At 66.0% G+C, this 15,077-nt stretch carries 15 protein-coding genes; 5 read left to right on the top strand and 10 right to left on the bottom strand.

Translation table 11 applies throughout. The features are described from left to right. Window positions 1–48 precede the first annotated feature (48 nt). Window positions 49–1,062, bottom strand: coding sequence for a uroporphyrinogen decarboxylase/cobalamine-independent methonine synthase family protein (locus G6N27_RS24680; RefSeq protein WP_163781017.1), 1,014 nt, complete (start codon window positions 1,060–1,062; stop codon window positions 49–51). Window positions 1,063–1,135: 73 nt separating this feature from the next. Between G6N27_RS24680 and G6N27_RS24675 the strand changes: the two genes are divergently transcribed. Continuing rightward, complete coding sequence (locus G6N27_RS24675) at window positions 1,136–1,762, top strand: sensor domain-containing protein (RefSeq protein ID WP_163781016.1); 627 nt, start codon at window positions 1,136–1,138, stop codon at window positions 1,760–1,762. Between the two features lie 60 nt (window positions 1,763–1,822). On the opposite strand, the gene mnmA is transcribed toward G6N27_RS24675, so the two are convergent. Genes mnmA through G6N27_RS24655 form a run of 4 tightly spaced genes read right to left on the bottom strand, consistent with a single transcriptional unit; the run spans window position 1,823 to window position 5,884 of the window. Continuing rightward, window positions 1,823–2,896 (bottom strand): tRNA 2-thiouridine(34) synthase MnmA, encoded by a 1,074-nt coding sequence (gene mnmA / locus G6N27_RS24670; protein ID WP_163781014.1) that lies wholly within the window; start codon window positions 2,894–2,896, stop codon window positions 1,823–1,825. Next, window positions 2,893–4,074, bottom strand: a complete 1,182-nt coding sequence (locus tag G6N27_RS24665) for a cysteine desulfurase family protein (protein WP_163781012.1) — start codon at window positions 4,072–4,074, stop codon at window positions 2,893–2,895. Before G6N27_RS24665 ends, mnmA begins: the two co-directional genes overlap by 4 nt. Window positions 4,075–4,103: 29 nt before the next feature. Beyond that, the gene (locus tag G6N27_RS24660) at window positions 4,104–5,057 is read right to left on the bottom strand and encodes a lysophospholipid acyltransferase family protein (protein WP_163781010.1); all 954 of its coding nucleotides are present in this window, start codon (window positions 5,055–5,057) and stop codon (window positions 4,104–4,106) included. Then, complete coding sequence (locus tag G6N27_RS24655) at window positions 5,057–5,884, bottom strand: GNAT family N-acetyltransferase (RefSeq protein ID WP_163781008.1); 828 nt, start codon at window positions 5,882–5,884, stop codon at window positions 5,057–5,059. The genes G6N27_RS24660 and G6N27_RS24655 overlap by 1 nt, the downstream gene beginning before the upstream one ends. A gap of 149 nt (window positions 5,885–6,033) precedes the next feature. Here G6N27_RS24655 and G6N27_RS24650 point away from each other — a divergent pair, with 149 nt between their 5' ends. Further along, a complete protein-coding gene (locus G6N27_RS24650; RefSeq protein WP_163781007.1) occupies window positions 6,034–7,830 on the top strand; it encodes a flavin-containing monooxygenase in 1,797 nt (598 codons plus the stop codon). Further along, the gene (locus tag G6N27_RS24645) at window positions 7,827–8,306 is read left to right on the top strand and encodes a hypothetical protein (protein WP_163781005.1); all 480 of its coding nucleotides are present in this window, start codon (window positions 7,827–7,829) and stop codon (window positions 8,304–8,306) included. Before G6N27_RS24650 ends, G6N27_RS24645 begins: the two co-directional genes overlap by 4 nt. A 51-nt stretch (window positions 8,307–8,357) precedes the next feature. On the opposite strand, the gene G6N27_RS24640 is transcribed toward G6N27_RS24645, so the two are convergent. From G6N27_RS24640 to G6N27_RS24625, 4 genes are all read right to left on the bottom strand, one after another. Beyond that, window positions 8,358–9,830 (bottom strand): AMP-binding protein, encoded by a 1,473-nt coding sequence (locus tag G6N27_RS24640; RefSeq protein ID WP_232064794.1) that lies wholly within the window; start codon window positions 9,828–9,830, stop codon window positions 8,358–8,360. Window positions 9,831–9,988: 158 nt separating this feature from the next. After that, window positions 9,989–11,245: a cytochrome P450 gene (locus tag G6N27_RS24635; protein ID WP_163781001.1), complete on the bottom strand. Its 1,257-nt coding sequence runs from the start codon at window positions 11,243–11,245 to the stop codon at window positions 9,989–9,991. 10 nt (window positions 11,246–11,255) lie between these two features. After that, complete coding sequence (locus G6N27_RS24630) at window positions 11,256–12,062, bottom strand: TetR/AcrR family transcriptional regulator (RefSeq protein ID WP_408632610.1); 807 nt, start codon at window positions 12,060–12,062, stop codon at window positions 11,256–11,258. A gap of 136 nt (window positions 12,063–12,198) precedes the next feature. Beyond that, complete coding sequence (locus G6N27_RS24625; RefSeq protein WP_163780998.1) at window positions 12,199–12,594, bottom strand: PPOX class F420-dependent oxidoreductase; 396 nt, start codon at window positions 12,592–12,594, stop codon at window positions 12,199–12,201. A gap of 45 nt (window positions 12,595–12,639) precedes the next feature. On the opposite strand from G6N27_RS24625, the gene G6N27_RS24620 reads away from it, so the two are divergent. Together G6N27_RS24620 and G6N27_RS24615 are read left to right on the top strand one after the other, a co-directional pair. Beyond that, window positions 12,640–14,121, top strand: coding sequence for a cryptochrome/photolyase family protein (locus G6N27_RS24620; RefSeq protein WP_163780996.1), 1,482 nt, complete (start codon window positions 12,640–12,642; stop codon window positions 14,119–14,121). Further along, window positions 14,121–14,498, top strand: coding sequence for an SRPBCC family protein (locus G6N27_RS24615; protein ID WP_163780994.1), 378 nt, complete (start codon window positions 14,121–14,123; stop codon window positions 14,496–14,498). The genes G6N27_RS24620 and G6N27_RS24615 overlap by 1 nt, the downstream gene beginning before the upstream one ends. A gap of 7 nt (window positions 14,499–14,505) precedes the next feature. Here G6N27_RS24615 and G6N27_RS24610 read toward each other — a convergent pair whose 3' ends face one another. Further along, complete coding sequence (locus tag G6N27_RS24610; protein ID WP_163780992.1) at window positions 14,506–15,009, bottom strand: DUF427 domain-containing protein; 504 nt, start codon at window positions 15,007–15,009, stop codon at window positions 14,506–14,508. Window positions 15,010–15,077: the final 68 nt, after the last annotated feature.

Raw genomic sequence — 15,077 nt, 5'->3', positions numbered from 1 at the left:
GTACGGGAACACGGCGGGACGCAGTTCTGCGCTCAAACACGTTGCCGCTCAGATGGCGTCAGGGTCCTCGCCGAACACCTCGGCCGCTTTCCTGGCCAGTTCGATGGCGGTACGCGCCCACTGCGGGGTCGCAGCGGCCAACCCGCAGGCCGGCGTGACACCGATGCGATCCCGCAGCGCCGAGCGCACGAAGCCGAGCCGATCGGTGACTGCCACGACCGCGCCGGCGATCTCTTCGACCGCAGGCCGCCGCGTCGGCGTGCTCGACGAGACGACACCGAGCACGACCGTCCGGCCAGAGTCGACGAATTCCGCGAGGGCCTCCAAATCGGCGGCCTGAAGTGTCCCGGCGTCCACTGAAACAGCGTCGATATTGCTCTGCTGCAACACTTTCCACGGCAACGCTGTACCGCAGCAATGCACCGACACCTCCGCACCCGCCACCGCCGCGCAGATGTCGAGCATCGATGTGGCCACCGTCTCTTCGATGGCGGCCACCGGGCTCAGCGTGGTCACCCCGGCCAGATGGCCGGCCACCGCTGCGGGCAGCAGCGGTTCGTCGAACTGCACCACCACCGGTGTGGCGAGTCGACGTGACACCGAAGCCCGGTGCGCGGCGACTCCTTCGGCCAACGAGGCGGTGATGTCTTTGAATGCACCCGAATCGGTGATCGCCCGGTGCCCGTTGGACAGCTCCAACTCCGCGGCCAACGTGATCGGCCCCGGCGCCTGGACCTTGACCGGTCGCCCGCTGCCCCGCAAACCCGCAATCTCCCAAGCCTCTTCGAGCGCATCGACGTCCTCGTCGAGCAGGCTGACCGCCCGCCGCATCACCGCACCGGGCCGCGAGGCCACCCGGTATCCACGCGGCACCGTGTCGATGGCCACGTCGATCAGCAGCGCACCGGCACGGCCGACGATGTCGGCGCCCACTCCCCTGGCCGGTAGCTCGACCAGGTGCGCCAGCGCGGCGCCGAGCTCGCCGACGACGACTTCGGCCGCTTCTCGGGCCGCGCTGCCCGGCCACGACCCGGTGCCGCTCGCGGTTGCGAAAACACTCACCGGCCAACCGTATTCGATCGCGGTTCGCATGAGCCCTGCCAGGGCAGGTCAGCGCGATTACGCTCTGATCAGGATGATTGCCCGTCGAGTGATGTTGTGTGCTGCGGCGCTGCTGGCTGCAGCGTGCTCCCGCACGGTTGACGGCACCGCGCTGCCGGCGTCGGGCGGCGGCCCGAACACGTCCGGTGTCAGCGTCGATCGGGTGCTGCTGGATCAATCCCGGATGCAGGCGATCGCGGGCGCCGACGAGCATCTCACGATCATCCCGTCGATGGATGGCTCGGCGCCGGTCGATATCGACACGCTCGCCAAGGTCGCACCCCCGGAATGCCGGTTCGTCTACGCCGACACCGCGACCTTCGGTCCCGACATCGAGACGTTTCACAAGACGACGTTCCAGTACCCGCCCCGCGGCGGGCTGATCTCGGAGGGCGCCGCCGCATACCGGGATATCGGCACCGCGCATCACGCGTTCGACGCGCTGGTGGCCACCGTCCGCCGCTGCGCGGACAGCTCCGCCGGACCGGGATACGTCGGCTCCTGGAACGCCGACGAGCGCTCGCTGGAGACCCGGCCCGGCGACTGCGGGCGCAATTACCTGCTCAAGGCCGTGGTGCTGGTGGAGGTGACGTTCTGCGGCTTCCCGGAGTCGGTGCCCGCGATGGTGATCACCAACATCGCTGCCAACGTGCCGGGCTGAGCCTGATTGCCCAGCTCCTCAGCGGACCCGCCGGTCCGCATCGTCGCCGGGCTGAGCCTGTCAGGCCGCCGAGGCGATGGTCGCGCTGCCCAGCACCTCGTCGCCGGCCGGGTCCGGCCGGTACAGCACCAGCGTCTGCCCCGGCGCCACGCCCCGCAGCGGCGTGCGCAGCCGCACCGCAAGCTCGTCGCCCGTCAACTCCGCGACCGCGTCGACGACCTCGCCGTGCGCCCGCACCTGGACCGCGCATTCGACGGGCCCGGTGGGTGCGACGCCGGCGGTGAACACCGGTTGGTGGCCGGTTAGCCGCCAGACCTCCAGGTCAGCGGCCGAGCCGACCTGGACGGTGCCGCTCGCGGCGTCGATCGCGGTGACGTAGCGCGGCTGGCCGTCGGGGCCCGGACCGGCGATGCCCAGTCCCTTGCGCTGGCCGATGGTGAATCCGTGCACGCCGTCGTGGCTGGCCAGCACGGCGCCGCCCTGGTCGACGACCGAGCCGCGGCGCACGCCGATGCGAGCGCCCAGAAAGGCCCGGGTGTCGCCGGACGGGATGAAGCAGATGTCGTGGCTGTCCGGCTTGTCCGCGACCGCCAGCCCGCGCCGTGCGGCCTCGGCGCGGATCTGCGACTTCGGGGTGTCGCCGATCGGAAACGCGGCGTGGCGCAGTTGGCCGGCAGTCAGCACGGCCAGCACGTAGGACTGGTCCTTGTCCTTGTCGACGGCGCGACGCAGCCGTCCGTCGGACAGCCGGGCGTAGTGGCCGGTGACGACCGCGTCGAAGCCCAGCGCCAGAGCGCGTGCCGCCAGCGCGGAGAACTTGATCCGCTCGTTGCACCGCACACACGGGTTCGGGGTTTCGCCGCGAGCGTAGGACGACACGAAATCGTCGATCACGTCTTCGTTGAACTTGTCCGCGAAATCCCAGACGTAGAACGGGATTCTGAGCACGTCAGCGACACGGCGAGCGTCGCCGGCATCTTCTTTGGAGCAGCACCCTCGCGAGCCGGTGCGCAGCGTGCCGGGAGTCTGCGACAGCGCCAGGTGCACGCCGACCACATCGTGGCCGGCATCGACCATCCGGGCGGCGGCGACCGACGAGTCGACACCACCGCTCATCGCGGCGAGAACCTTCATCGGGACACCCCGGCGGCGGCGAGTGCGGCCTGTCGCGCGCGAGCAACGGCACCGGGCAGCACCTGCAACGCCGCGTCGACGTCCGCTTCGACACTGGTGTGCCCCAATGACAGTCGCAGCGATCCACGGGCGCTGGCGGCGTCGGCGCCCATGGCGAGCAACACATGCGACGGCTGCGCCACCCCGGCCGTGCACGCCGATCCCGTCGAGCATTCGATTCCGTTGGCGTCCAACAACATCAATAATGCGTCGCCTTCGCAGCCGTCGAAGGTGAAGTGTGCGTTGCCCGGCAGCCGTCGGGCGCCGGTAGCGCCGTTGAGATAGGTGTCCTCGACGCTGGACAGCACGCCGTCGATCAGCCGGTCGCGCAGCCGGCGCAGCCGCGCGGCGTTGGCCTCCAGGCCGTCCACCGCGTACTGCACTGCGGTGGCCATGCCGACTGCACCCGCGACATCGGGTGTGCCGGAACGGATGTCACGCTCCTGTCCACCGCCGTGCGACAACGGCATGCACCCGACGTCTCGGCGAAGCAGCAGGGCTCCGGCACCGGGAGGTCCGCCGAACTTGTGGGCAGCCACGCTCATCGCGGACAGCTGGCTGGCAGCGAAAGCGACCGGCAACTGCCCCACTGCCTGCACGGCATCGCTGTGCATCGGCACCTCGAATTCGGCGGCGACGGCGGCAAGTTCGTCGATCGGCATGATGGTGCCGACCTCGTTGTTGGCCCACATCACCGAGACCAGTGCGACGTCGTCGTAGCGCTGCAACGCATCGCGCAGCGCGGCCAAGGAGACCGAACCGTCGGCGGCGGTGGGCAACCAGGTCACCTCGGCGCCCTCGTGTTCGGCCAGCCAGGTCACCGCGTCGAGCACAGCGTGGTGTTCCACCTCGGTGGTGATGATGCGGCGGTGCCGTGGTTCGGCGTCGCGGCGCGCCCAGTAGATGCCCTTGACGGCGAGGTTGTCGCTCTCGGTGCCGCCGGCGGTGAAGATCACCTCGGACGGGCGCGCGCCGAGCTTCGCGGCGATCAGCTCGCGGGATTCCTCCATGCGGCGCCGGGCGGCGCGACCGGTGGTGTGCAGCGACGAGGCGTTGCCGACGGTGCTCAGCACAGCCGTCACCGCCTCGACGGCAGCGGGGTGCATCGGGGAGGTCGCGGCGTGATCCAGGTAGACCATGACCTGCCCAGGATAGCGACCTACAAAGGTCAGGACGCCAGCACGGACGACCGCTGCCCGTGATCGGTGTTCGGCGCCGCGGGGACGCGGATCGCCGCCTGGCAGCGACGGGCCAGCTCCCGGCGGTCGGCGCCCGGCAGCTGCAGCGATTCGACGTAGATGCGGGCCACTGTGCGGCGCGCCACCATCAGCCGGCCGATCGACCGCAGCAACGTGTCGTCGCCGATGAAGGCCGGGACGGTCGACGTTCGGCCGTCTCGGTGGTGGTAGCGCAGCCGCAGCGGCTGGACCGGTCGGCCGGTGTCGACGGCGGCCTGGAACATGGCCGGATAGAACGGCCCGGAGCCCTGATGCGATGGCCCAGCTCCTCCTCGGGCCGCTGCACGGCCCGCATCGTCGCCGGACGGATGCGATGGCCCGGGGAGGCCGCACCAGGTGGTGCCCTCCGGAAACGCCACCACGGTGTGACCCGCGTACAGGCGGGCGGCGACGGTGGCGACTACCTCGGGCAGTTGCCGCAGGCTGGTCCGCTCGATCGGGATCACCCGCACGATGCGCGCCATCATCCGCACCGCGACGTTGCCCGCCACGTCGGCGCGGGCGACGAACGACACCGGCGATGCACGCCACCGGGCTGACGGCAGCGTCGCGCCGATCGTCAGCACATCCAGCCAGGACATGTGATCGCTGACCACCAGCACGCCGGGAAGATTCCGAATCGGACCGCCGGACAACGTGATCCGGACCCCCAGGCACCACAGCAACAGCCGGCAGTACAGCTGCCTGGCTTTGGACCAGCCCGGCAGCACCACCGCGAGCAGCGGCAGCGCCGGCGCGAACAGCAGCAGCAGGCCGATACGGCGCGCCACCCGCAGCGCCACGATCACCCGTTGCGACGTGGCGGATGCACCGGCATCCAGGCAGTGGGCGTCGCAGGTCGCCCGCGGCAGCCAGGCGTGGGCGCGCATCCCCGGACTGTTCATCACGCGACCTTGCTTGCTGCCTCGGTGGCCGCCGAGATCGACCGGAGTCGTCGCAGGTAGCGGGTGTCGGCCAGGCGCTTGTCCAGCAGCGCGGGGAAATCACCGACACCGAACGCGGCATCGTGGGCCGGTTCGCCGCATATCCGGGCGCCCAGTCGCAGATAACCGCGCATCAGCGGCGGTATCGCCGGCCGCGCGGGCGGCGGGATCTCGTCGAGTGGGCGCCCGTCGATGATCACCGGCCGGTGCGGGTGCACCCGGTAATCGTCGGGAGCCGGATGGCGACGCAGCACGAAGTCCCGGACCCCGCGGATCTGGGTGCCCGGTGGTTCGCCGGCGTTCGCCACCGGCACCGACACGCAGCCGGTGACGTAGTCGAAGTCGCAGCGATCCAGATAGGCCAGGATGCCGGCCCACATCAGCAGGACCACAGCGCCGTTGCGATGGTCGTTGTGCACCACCGCGCGCCCCATCTCCACCAGCGACGGCCGCAGTGCATCCAGTGCTGTGATGTCGAATTCCGTTGCGGTGTAAAGGCCGCCGGCTGCGGCGGCACCGTACGGTGAGAGCATCCGGTAGCAGCCGACCAGCTCGCCGGAGTTGTCCTCGCGCACCAGCAAGTGGTCGCAGTGCTCGTCGAAGAGGTCGACGTCGAGCCCGCCGTCCTGGCCGGTCAGCCCGAATCCGGGCTCGCTGCTGAACACGTCGTAACGAAGCCGCTGGGCGGCCTCGATCTGCACGGGGTCGGTGGACAGCAACAACGAGTAGCGCGGATCGGCCGGTTTCTCCGGCCGGTGCGAGGGTATGAGTACCGTATCCATGCTCATGCGCGCCACTGTTGCGTTGTTGATCAGCTAACTGGCATCGGAGCCGTAACGTGTCCGTGCACGCTAGATGACGATGTCGCAGCGGCAATTCGAACAGTTAGCTGCATTTCGGCGTTGCCCGGGTGAAAAAATTGGTTCACTATTCAGCCGTGACGTCTAGCAGCAGCGCAGGACCGTTCGACCCCGACGCGCTGCGCACCAAATACGCCGAGGAACGCCGGCGTCGGCTGCGCTCCGACGGCATCTCCCAATACGTGGAAATCTCCGGAGCCTTCAGCCGGTTCGGTGACGACCCGTGGGCGGATCCGGGTTTCGAGCGCGAGCCGATCGCCGACTCGGTCGACGTCGCGGTCGTCGGCGCGGGCTTCGGCGGGCTGCTGATCGGGGCACGCTGCAAACAACTCGGCGTCGACAACGTGCGGATGATCGACAAAGCCGCCGACGTCGGCGGGACCTGGTACTGGAACCGCTATCCCGGAATCGCCTGCGACGTCGAGTCCTACGTCTACATGCCACTACTTGAAGAACTCGGCTACATCCCGACCGAGAAGTATGCCAAGGGCGCCGAGATCTTCGCTCATTGCCGCCGCATCGCAGAACACTATGACCTGTACCGAAATGCGTGCCTGCAGACCGAGGTGCGGGAAATCCGTTGGCAGCAGGACAGTTCGCGCTGGCTGATCACCACAGACCGGGGTGACGAGATTCGCGCCCGCTTCGTCGCGATGGCCAACGGCTATCTGCAGAAGCCCAAACTACCTGGCATCAAAGGTATTACAGATTTCAAAGGCCACGCCTTCCATACCAGCCGATGGGATTACACCTACACCGGTACCGATCTGAGCGGGCTGTCGGACAAGCGGGTCGGGATCATCGGGACGGGCGCGACGGCTATCCAGTGCGTGCCACGTCTGGCCGAGGCGGTGCGGGAACTGTTCGTCTTTCAGCGCACCCCGTCGACGGTCGACGTGCGAGCCAACCGGCCGACCGAGCCGGAGTGGGCGGCGTCGCTGGAACCCGGCTGGCAGCAGCGACGGATCGAGAATTTCCAAATCCTCACTGCCGGAGGAACATCCGATGAAGACCTGGTCGACGATGCCTGGACCAGCCTCACCAAGAAGATGCCGATCGTCAACGAGGGCGGGCCGAACGCCGCCGAGATGGCCGACTTCGCCAAGATGGAGGAGATCCGGGCGCGCGTGCAAGCCGTCGTCACCGACGCCGCCACCGCGGAGGCGCTCAAGCCGTGGTACGGGTACTACTGCAAACGGCCGTGCTTCCACGACGAATATCTGCAGGCCTTCAACCGCGACAACGTCAGCCTGGTCGATACCCATGGCCGGGGAGTCGAGCAGATCACCGCGAACGGCGTCACGGTGGACGGCGTCGAATACCCTTTGGACTGTTTGATTTTCGCTACCGGGTTCGAAGTCGGCACCAGTTACTCGCAGCGCACCGGCTTCGAGATCATCGGTCGCGACGGGTTGACCCTCACCGACAAATGGGCCGACGGCGTGCGCTCGTTGCACGGCGTGCACGTCAGTGGCTTCCCGAACTGCTTCATCGAAAGCATCGCCCAATCCGGTTTTACGGTGAACTTCCCGTATCTGATCGACACCCAGTCGCGGCATATCGCCTGGGTGATCGCCAACGCGTTGAAGAACGGTATCGCGGAGCTGGAAGCCACCTCGGACGCCGAAGCCGCCTGGGTGGACACCGTCGTCCAACGCTCGAGCGTGATCGCCGGCCGGCGGGAATCCTGCACCCCGGGTTACTACAACCGCGAAGGCCGCGCCGACGCACGACTCAACCAGGACAGTTTCTTCTTCGGCAGCCCAACCGAATACGCCGACATCCTGGACGCCTGGCGGTCCGCGGGCAGCTTCGAGGGGTTCGCCGTCCGGCAGGTGACGCACACTGATCAATATTCGGGAGATCGCTCATGATTGATGGCACATTCGACGCGTCCCGCTTCCGATGGAAGGAAGTCACCGGACGTCCCGGCTCGCGGTACAAAATTCACCACGACTACACGATACTGGGCTACGACCGCGACGCCTGCTCGCTCGACATGGTGGTGCGCTGGCAAGGTGATGGCGGGCACTGTCCAATTCACCGGCATGCGGCGACTACCAGCGTCATCGTCCTCGCCGGTGAGCAACATCTATGGGACGTCGAACAAGACGGTTCGACCGGCAACCATCGATTCCGCCGGGCCGGTGATTACGCGCTGACCGGTAACGACCTCAAGCCGCATCTGGAGCGCGGCGGAAAGGACGGCGGTTTGGTCTATTTCGGTGCGAGGCCCGACTCCCCCACTGGGTTGCTCTATGAAATTTTCGACGCCGACATGAACCTCGTTGCCGAAATCACCATCGACTCGCTGGTCGCCGATTTCGAGGCGGGCCAGGTTTTGGCCTGATCGCACGGATGCCGACCGCCGGAACGCCGCAATTGTCGCAAGTGCGTGCCCTCATCGGTCGGCCTGCTCATGACCCCTGTCGAGCAGGTTTTTGGTGACCTTGCCGGCCGGGTTGCGGGGCAGCGCGTCGACGAAGCGGACGTCGCGCGGAACTTTGAAGCGTGCCAATCGACGGCGGACATACGCCCTGACGTCACTTTCGCTGAGCGTTGCGCCCGGCCGCGGGACGATGAAACTGCGTAGACGTTGCCCGTATTCGCCGTCGGGCACGCCGATCACCGCTGCCTCCATGATGTCCGGATGGCCGGCAAGTGCCTCCTCGACCTCGGCAGGGAACACGTTTTCGCCTCCCGAGACGATCATGTCGTCGGCTCGGCCGTCGATGAACAGTCGGCCCGATCCGTCAAAGTGGCCGATGTCGCCGGTGGCGAGCAGGCCGTCAATCGATTTCTTGCCGCCTCCGCCGGTGTAGCCGTCGAACTGAATTCCATTACCGACAAATACCCGCCCACGTGTGCCCGCCGGCACCCCCTGCCCGTACTCGTCAAACAATCTCACGATGGCGCCGGGCATCACCTGCCCGACGCAGTTCGGCTCGGCGTCAAGGTCTTCAGGGGTGGCAATGGTGGCGTAGGCGACTTCCGTTGAGCCGTACATGTTGTAGACGACTGGGCCGAAGACATCCATTGCCTCGCGGCACAGGCTGCCCCCCAACTGTGATCCGGCAACGAAGATCACGCGCAGCGCGGAGAGGTCATACTCCTTCCATGTCTGCGGGCCGAGGTCGATGATGCGCCGCAGCATGATCGGTACCGCGATGATCGCGGTCGCGCGGCGCCCGGAAAGGCTGCCTATTGTCTGCTCGGCATCAAACCTACGGTGTACCAACAGCGTTGAGCCGAAGAGCATGGCAAGCATGAGGTGACCAAATCCGAGCGCGTGAAAGAGTGGCACAGCACATTCGGTGACTTCCCGCGCACGGAACGGGACTCTGCTGAGCAATGCACCGGCCGGCATGAGCGAGCGCGGTTGAGCGCGAAGCGCCCCTTTGGGACTCCCAGTCGTACCGCTGGTCAAGATAACCAGTTTGGACTCAACACCAGGCCTGGGTGGCGGAGAGCAATCACCCTTGGCGATAAGCATTTCGAGGCAGCCCGGCACCGGCTTGTCGCTCCAAGCCGTTGTTGTTCGAGGGCGAGCCGCGATACTAGAGACCTGCTCAGCGTATTCCGCGTCATGCACAAGCAGGTCTATGCCTTCGCGGCGGACGACGTCGGCGAGCTGAGCGCCACCAAAATCACTATTGAGCAGCACAATTCGCGCGCCACTCTTGGCCGCGCCAAACAGCGCATCCCAGAATCCCCGATGATTGCGGGCGAGAATGCCGACACCGTCTCCGGCCCGAAGGCCCTGGCGGCGCCAGGCGTTGGCCACTGCGTTCGAGCGTGCTTCGAGGTCGGCAAAAGTCAGCGCGCCGCGGTCGTCGATCAGCGCGACTCGGTCACGGTAACGGAACGCCGCCATGCTGACCGCCGCTCCGACTGGGCCGTAGGCACGCATCGCACGTGCGATCGCGCGAAGACGGCTTAACGGAATCGGTGTCAAACCGCCGGCACGTGCCACCTGCCGCATTGCCCAGAATTCGTCACGGAGCCGCTTAGCAAAGCGTGTGAGGATGTGGATCATTCAATCCCATTCGGGCTGTTCGTAGTTCCGTAGTCGACTTGCCAATGCTTGATGCCATTCAGCCACCCCGACCGTAGTCGCTCGGGCTCTGACATCGATGTGAGATTCGGCATGTGATCGGCGATGGCGTTGAAGATCAGGTTGATGGTCATCCGGGCCAGGTTCGCCCCGATGCAGTAGTGCGCACCCGTGCCGCCGAACCCGACATGCGGGTTGGGGTCCCGCAGAATGTTGAAATTGTGCGGGTCCTGGAAGACCGCTTCATCGAAATTGGCTGAGCGGTAAAACATCACCACTCGCTGGCCCTTCTTGAATTGCACGCCGGACAGCGAGGTGTCTTCCAGCGCGGTGCGCTGAAAGGCGGTGATCGGAGTGGCCCATCGCACGATTTCGTCGGCAGCGGTCTGCGGACGCAACCGCTTGTAGATTTCCCACTGTTCGGGAAACTCATCGAACGCCATCATTCCCTGGGTGATGGAGTGACGCGTCGTGTCGTTTCCGGCTACGGCGAGAGTCAAAACGAAAAAGCCGAATTCGTCGTCGGAGAGCCTCTCGCCATCGATGTCGGAGTTGAGCAACGTAGTGACGATGTCATCGCCGGGACTCTTCGCCCTGATGTCGGCCAGCTGCATGGCGTAAGTGAGCACCTGCACCGACGAAGCTTGACCGTCAATGTCCGCGTATTCGGGGTCTTCGCTGCCGGTCATTTCGTTGCACCAAGCGAAGAGCTTGTCGCGGTCCTGCAGCGGCACGTCGAGCAGCCCGGCGATTGCCTGCAATGGCAACTGGCAAGACACATGCTCGACGAAGTCTCCGAAGCCATGGGCTGCTGCGTTTTTCGCGATGCTTTGCGCGCGCTCATTGAGCTCGGTGCGCAATCGCTCGACGGCCCGCGGTGTGAACCCGCGCGAGATAATCTTGCGCAGGCGCGTGTGGTGCGGCGCATCCATGTTGAGTAGGGACGCACGCGCCGCGTCGATGTTGTCCCGATTTACATCATCGGGGAATCGCGGGATCGCGGTGTTCTGATAGGTCGAGAAGACATCGTTGCGCAGCGACACCTCCTTGACATCCTTGTGCCTGGTCACCACCCAGAATCCGCCGTCGTTGAAGCCGCCCTTCCCGATCGCTTGGTCGTTCCACCAAATGGGCGCGGTCCGCCGCAGCTCGGCGAGTTCGTCGACCGGTAGCCGCTCGGCATAAATGTCGGGGTCGGTGAAATCGAATCCGGCTGACAGATTCGGGCAAGACATGAAAGACTCCTCAGTTTCGTTGTCTGCGAATAGGTTTGAGTTGCGGGCTGAACAATGCGCCGCGGATTAGTTGTTTGGCTGACCGCAATGCGGCGTGATAGGCATCTGGGGGTAGGTTCGTGGCCTGCTCAGTCAGGCCTCGGGTGAGCGCGTAGATCGCATCGACGGTTCCGGCGGGATCGCTGTCAGCGGCTAGCTCGCCACGCTCCGACGCGTCGTCGACAATGCCGACGATGATGTCGCGCAACGCTTGAAAGCCCACCCGGTCGGGATCACCTCGCCGCAGATAGGCGGCGCTTTCAGCGCGGAGCGCCCGCTCAAAGGTTGCCAGATAGGGGTATTCGTGCATCAGCCGATCCGACTCGTCGAGTACGGACTCGAGACGCTCTATGACGTCGGCACCGCGCTGACCGGCTGCGCGCAGCCGAGGCAGCGCAATGGCTTCGATCTCCTCGACGGTGGCTTTCAGCAATTCGGACTTGTTCTTAAAGTAGTGATAAAGGCTGCCGCTGGTCATTTGGGCCTCGCGGGCGATCTCGCGAATTGAGGCTTGCGAGTAGCCCTTTTCGGCAACACAGCGCATGGCCGCGGTGATGATCCGCCGCCGCGTCTCTGGTCCGTTGGACCCGACCGGTCGACCGAGCTGAACTGTCACCGCCGCCACCGTGGGGGCTTTGGTCACGATTGAAAACAGTCGGTGTCGGACATCGATATTCCTCTCATGAAGTTCTGGCAACTCTCGCGGTGCCGAACCGAACAGAATTAATCGATCAGTTGATTGAATCCTAGCGTGCGATTGTCGCCAGTCAAGACCCACCCTTACAGCGCGGACGCGCCAAGTGCTGCGGGTGCGGAACAGCAAGCGCTCCGGTTCGGATCGGGACACTGCCGCCACACGACGGCGACGCTCCCAACAAGCCGAATGCAGCCAGGAATCACCTGAGCCCTAACGGTCAATCAGCCAGCGCGACCCGCAGGATCACCCGTGGCTTGCGGCTACGCGCGAGCAGGCGCTCGAGGAACGTCACGATGGTGAACTCAAACCCGTATTTGCGACGGATCAGGCCGGCCAACCGCTCGACGGTCGCGGCATCGGTGATGACCTCGGCTTCGCCATGCACCTGAACAGCGCCCTGGCGAACTTTGCCGGAACGGCTGCTCGGCGCCATGATCACCTGCGGATTGTTCCTGGCCCGCTTGGCTTTCCAGCTGTCGGCCGGCGTCCAGAAGAACAGGTGATCGTCGTCTTTGCCGATCCACATCGGCGCCGCAACGGCGCTGCCGTCCTTCTTGAACGTCGTCAACGATACGAATTTCTCGGCGGCCAGCGCCGACACCGCGTCTGTCATCACGCTCCTTGGTTCAGATCCTGCCTGTGAGGGTATGGCAGCCAGATGGGTACCCACACCCGGCGCTGGTGTTTCGCCGACCAGCTCGGGCCGCACTTCCTCGACGAACCCGACCAGCCGGTGCTGCTGGTCGAATCGCAGGCGGCGTTCACCCGCCGCCGCTTTCACCGCCGCAAAGCGCACCTGGTGTTGTCGGCGTTGCGCCACCGCGCGGCCGAACTCGGTGACCAGGCCACGTTCCTGCAAACCCGCACCTACCGCGAGGCCCTGGACCAGGTCGGCGACCCGATCAGCGTGTGCCAGCCGACATCGTGGGCCGCCGACCGGTTCGTGCGCTCGATTTCACACGTCGACGTGTTGCCCGCCCGCGGGTTCTGCACCGACCGGGAAGCCTTCGGAAAATGGGCCCAGGGGCATCAGACGTTGAAGCTGGAGAACTTCTACCGCGACGCGCGCCGCCGGTTCGACCTGCTGATGGACGGCAACCGTCCCGCCGAGGGGCGGTGGAACTTCGACGCCGACAACCGCGAGCCTGCGCCGGCGAAAGCCGACGACCTGGGCGTCAAGCCCCCGTGGCGGCCCGACGAGGACGAGATCGACGAGCAGGTTCGCGAAGATCTGGACCGCTGGGAACGCGACGGCGAGGTTGCCTTCGTCGGCCGCGACGGCCCGCGGGAATTTGCCGTGACCGCCTCCGAAGCGCAGGCTGCTCTCCAGGTGTTCATCCGAGATCGATTGCCGCACTTTGGCCCTCACGAAGACGCGATGCTCAGCGGCGATCGTTTCATGGCGCACAGTCTGCTGTCGGCACCGATGAACCTCGGTCTGCTCGATCCGTTGGACTGCGCGTACGCCGCCGAGCACGCCTACCGCAGTGGCAAGGCGCCGATCGGTAGCGTCGAAGGCTACATCCGGCAGCTGATCGGCTGGCGGGATTACATCTGGCACGTCTACTGGCATTTCGGCAGGGGTTACCGCCGCCGCAACGCGCTGGACGCCCACGCCCGCATCCCGAAATGGTTCGCCGAATTGGACGCCGACGCGCTCGACGCGTACTGCCTGAAGGACGTACTGGCACAGGTGCGCGATCACGGTTGGGTGCACCACATTCCGCGGCTGATGGTGTTGTCCAACTATGCGCTGCAGCGCGGCTGGAATCCCGCGGCCGTCACCGACTGGTTCCACCGCTGCTTCGTCGACGGCTACGAATGGGTGATGGTCGCCAACGTGGTCGGCATGTCGCAGCACGCCGACGGCGGCTTGATGGCAACCAAGCCCTACACCTCCGGCGGCGCCTACATCAACCGGATGAGCGACTACTGCGGCCAGTGCCGGTACCGCCCCACCGAACGGGTGGGCGACCATGCGTGCCCGTTCACCGGCGGCTATTGGTGGTTCCTGGACCGCAACGCCAAACCCCTTGCGAACAATCGACGGATGAACCAGCCGCTGGCCGGGATGCGAAGGCTCAAGGACCTTGACGACGTCGTCGAACAACAACGCCGCCTCGGCGGTCACGCGCCCTGATGCTCGCCGTCGACAGATTGATCGCTGCGCCGCCCGCGGCGGCATGGGATGTCCTGGTAGACCTCGACGCATGGCCGGTGTGGGGCCCAACGGTTCGCGGCGCCAGGCTTGACCCGCCGCACACCGAGTTGGCTTTGCGCGCAACGGGAACCGTGCAAACATCGCTGGGATTCAGCGTGCCGTTCGTCGTCACCGACTTCGAGGCGGGCCGGCACTGGGCGTGGCAGGTGGCCGGTATCCCGGCAACCCAGCACCGGGTCGAGCCGGTCGGCGACGGCGCACGGGTGAGCATCGCCGTGCCATGGTGGGCTGGAGCCTATTTGACCGTGTGCGCGATCGCGTTGCGTCGCATCGACGTAATGGCACGTGAAAGGTAACCGGCCTCTACCAGCCCATCGAACCCGGAATTCCCTTGAACGGCCCGACAATCCAACTGTTGATCCAGCCGCCGTAGAAACCGCCTGGCTGCGGCGTCACCTCTTCGCCGTTGACCGTACAGCGGTCCACCGCGGCGGCCATGACAGCCAGCGCCCCGGCGATGGCCTCGAAGCCGTTGCTGGGCCGCAAGTAGGTCCACGCCGCCTGCGGCGCCACCCGCCGTTCGCTGACCAAGTCGTAATACGTTGCCTGGCCTTTCCATTCGCACCAGGAGCTGCCGTCGGCGCGGCGCAGCACCCCGTCGGCGAACGCCGAGGAGGGTAGGTAGTAGGTCGGCGGGTGGCTGGTCTCCAGCACCCGCCAGCCGCGCGACGTCGAGGCGATCGTGCGGCCACCCAACTCGACCGTGATCGAGCCGGTGAACTCCTCCAGCCGCGGCGGGCGCGGATAGTCCCATACCGACTCCTGTCCAGGACCGGCGACGTCAGGCTTCGGCCAGCGATTCACCATGTCATTGTGCCCCGGTTCACACAATGTGTGACTCGCCGCCTGGCGGGTAATCTCCAGCGTCGGGTCGC

The sequence above is a fragment of the Mycobacterium cookii genome (genome assembly GCF_010727945.1).
In the GTDB taxonomy this organism is placed as follows: Bacteria; Actinomycetota; Actinomycetes; order Mycobacteriales; family Mycobacteriaceae; genus Mycobacterium; species Mycobacterium cookii.
This window is presented reverse-complemented; position numbering and strand designations above follow the sequence as displayed.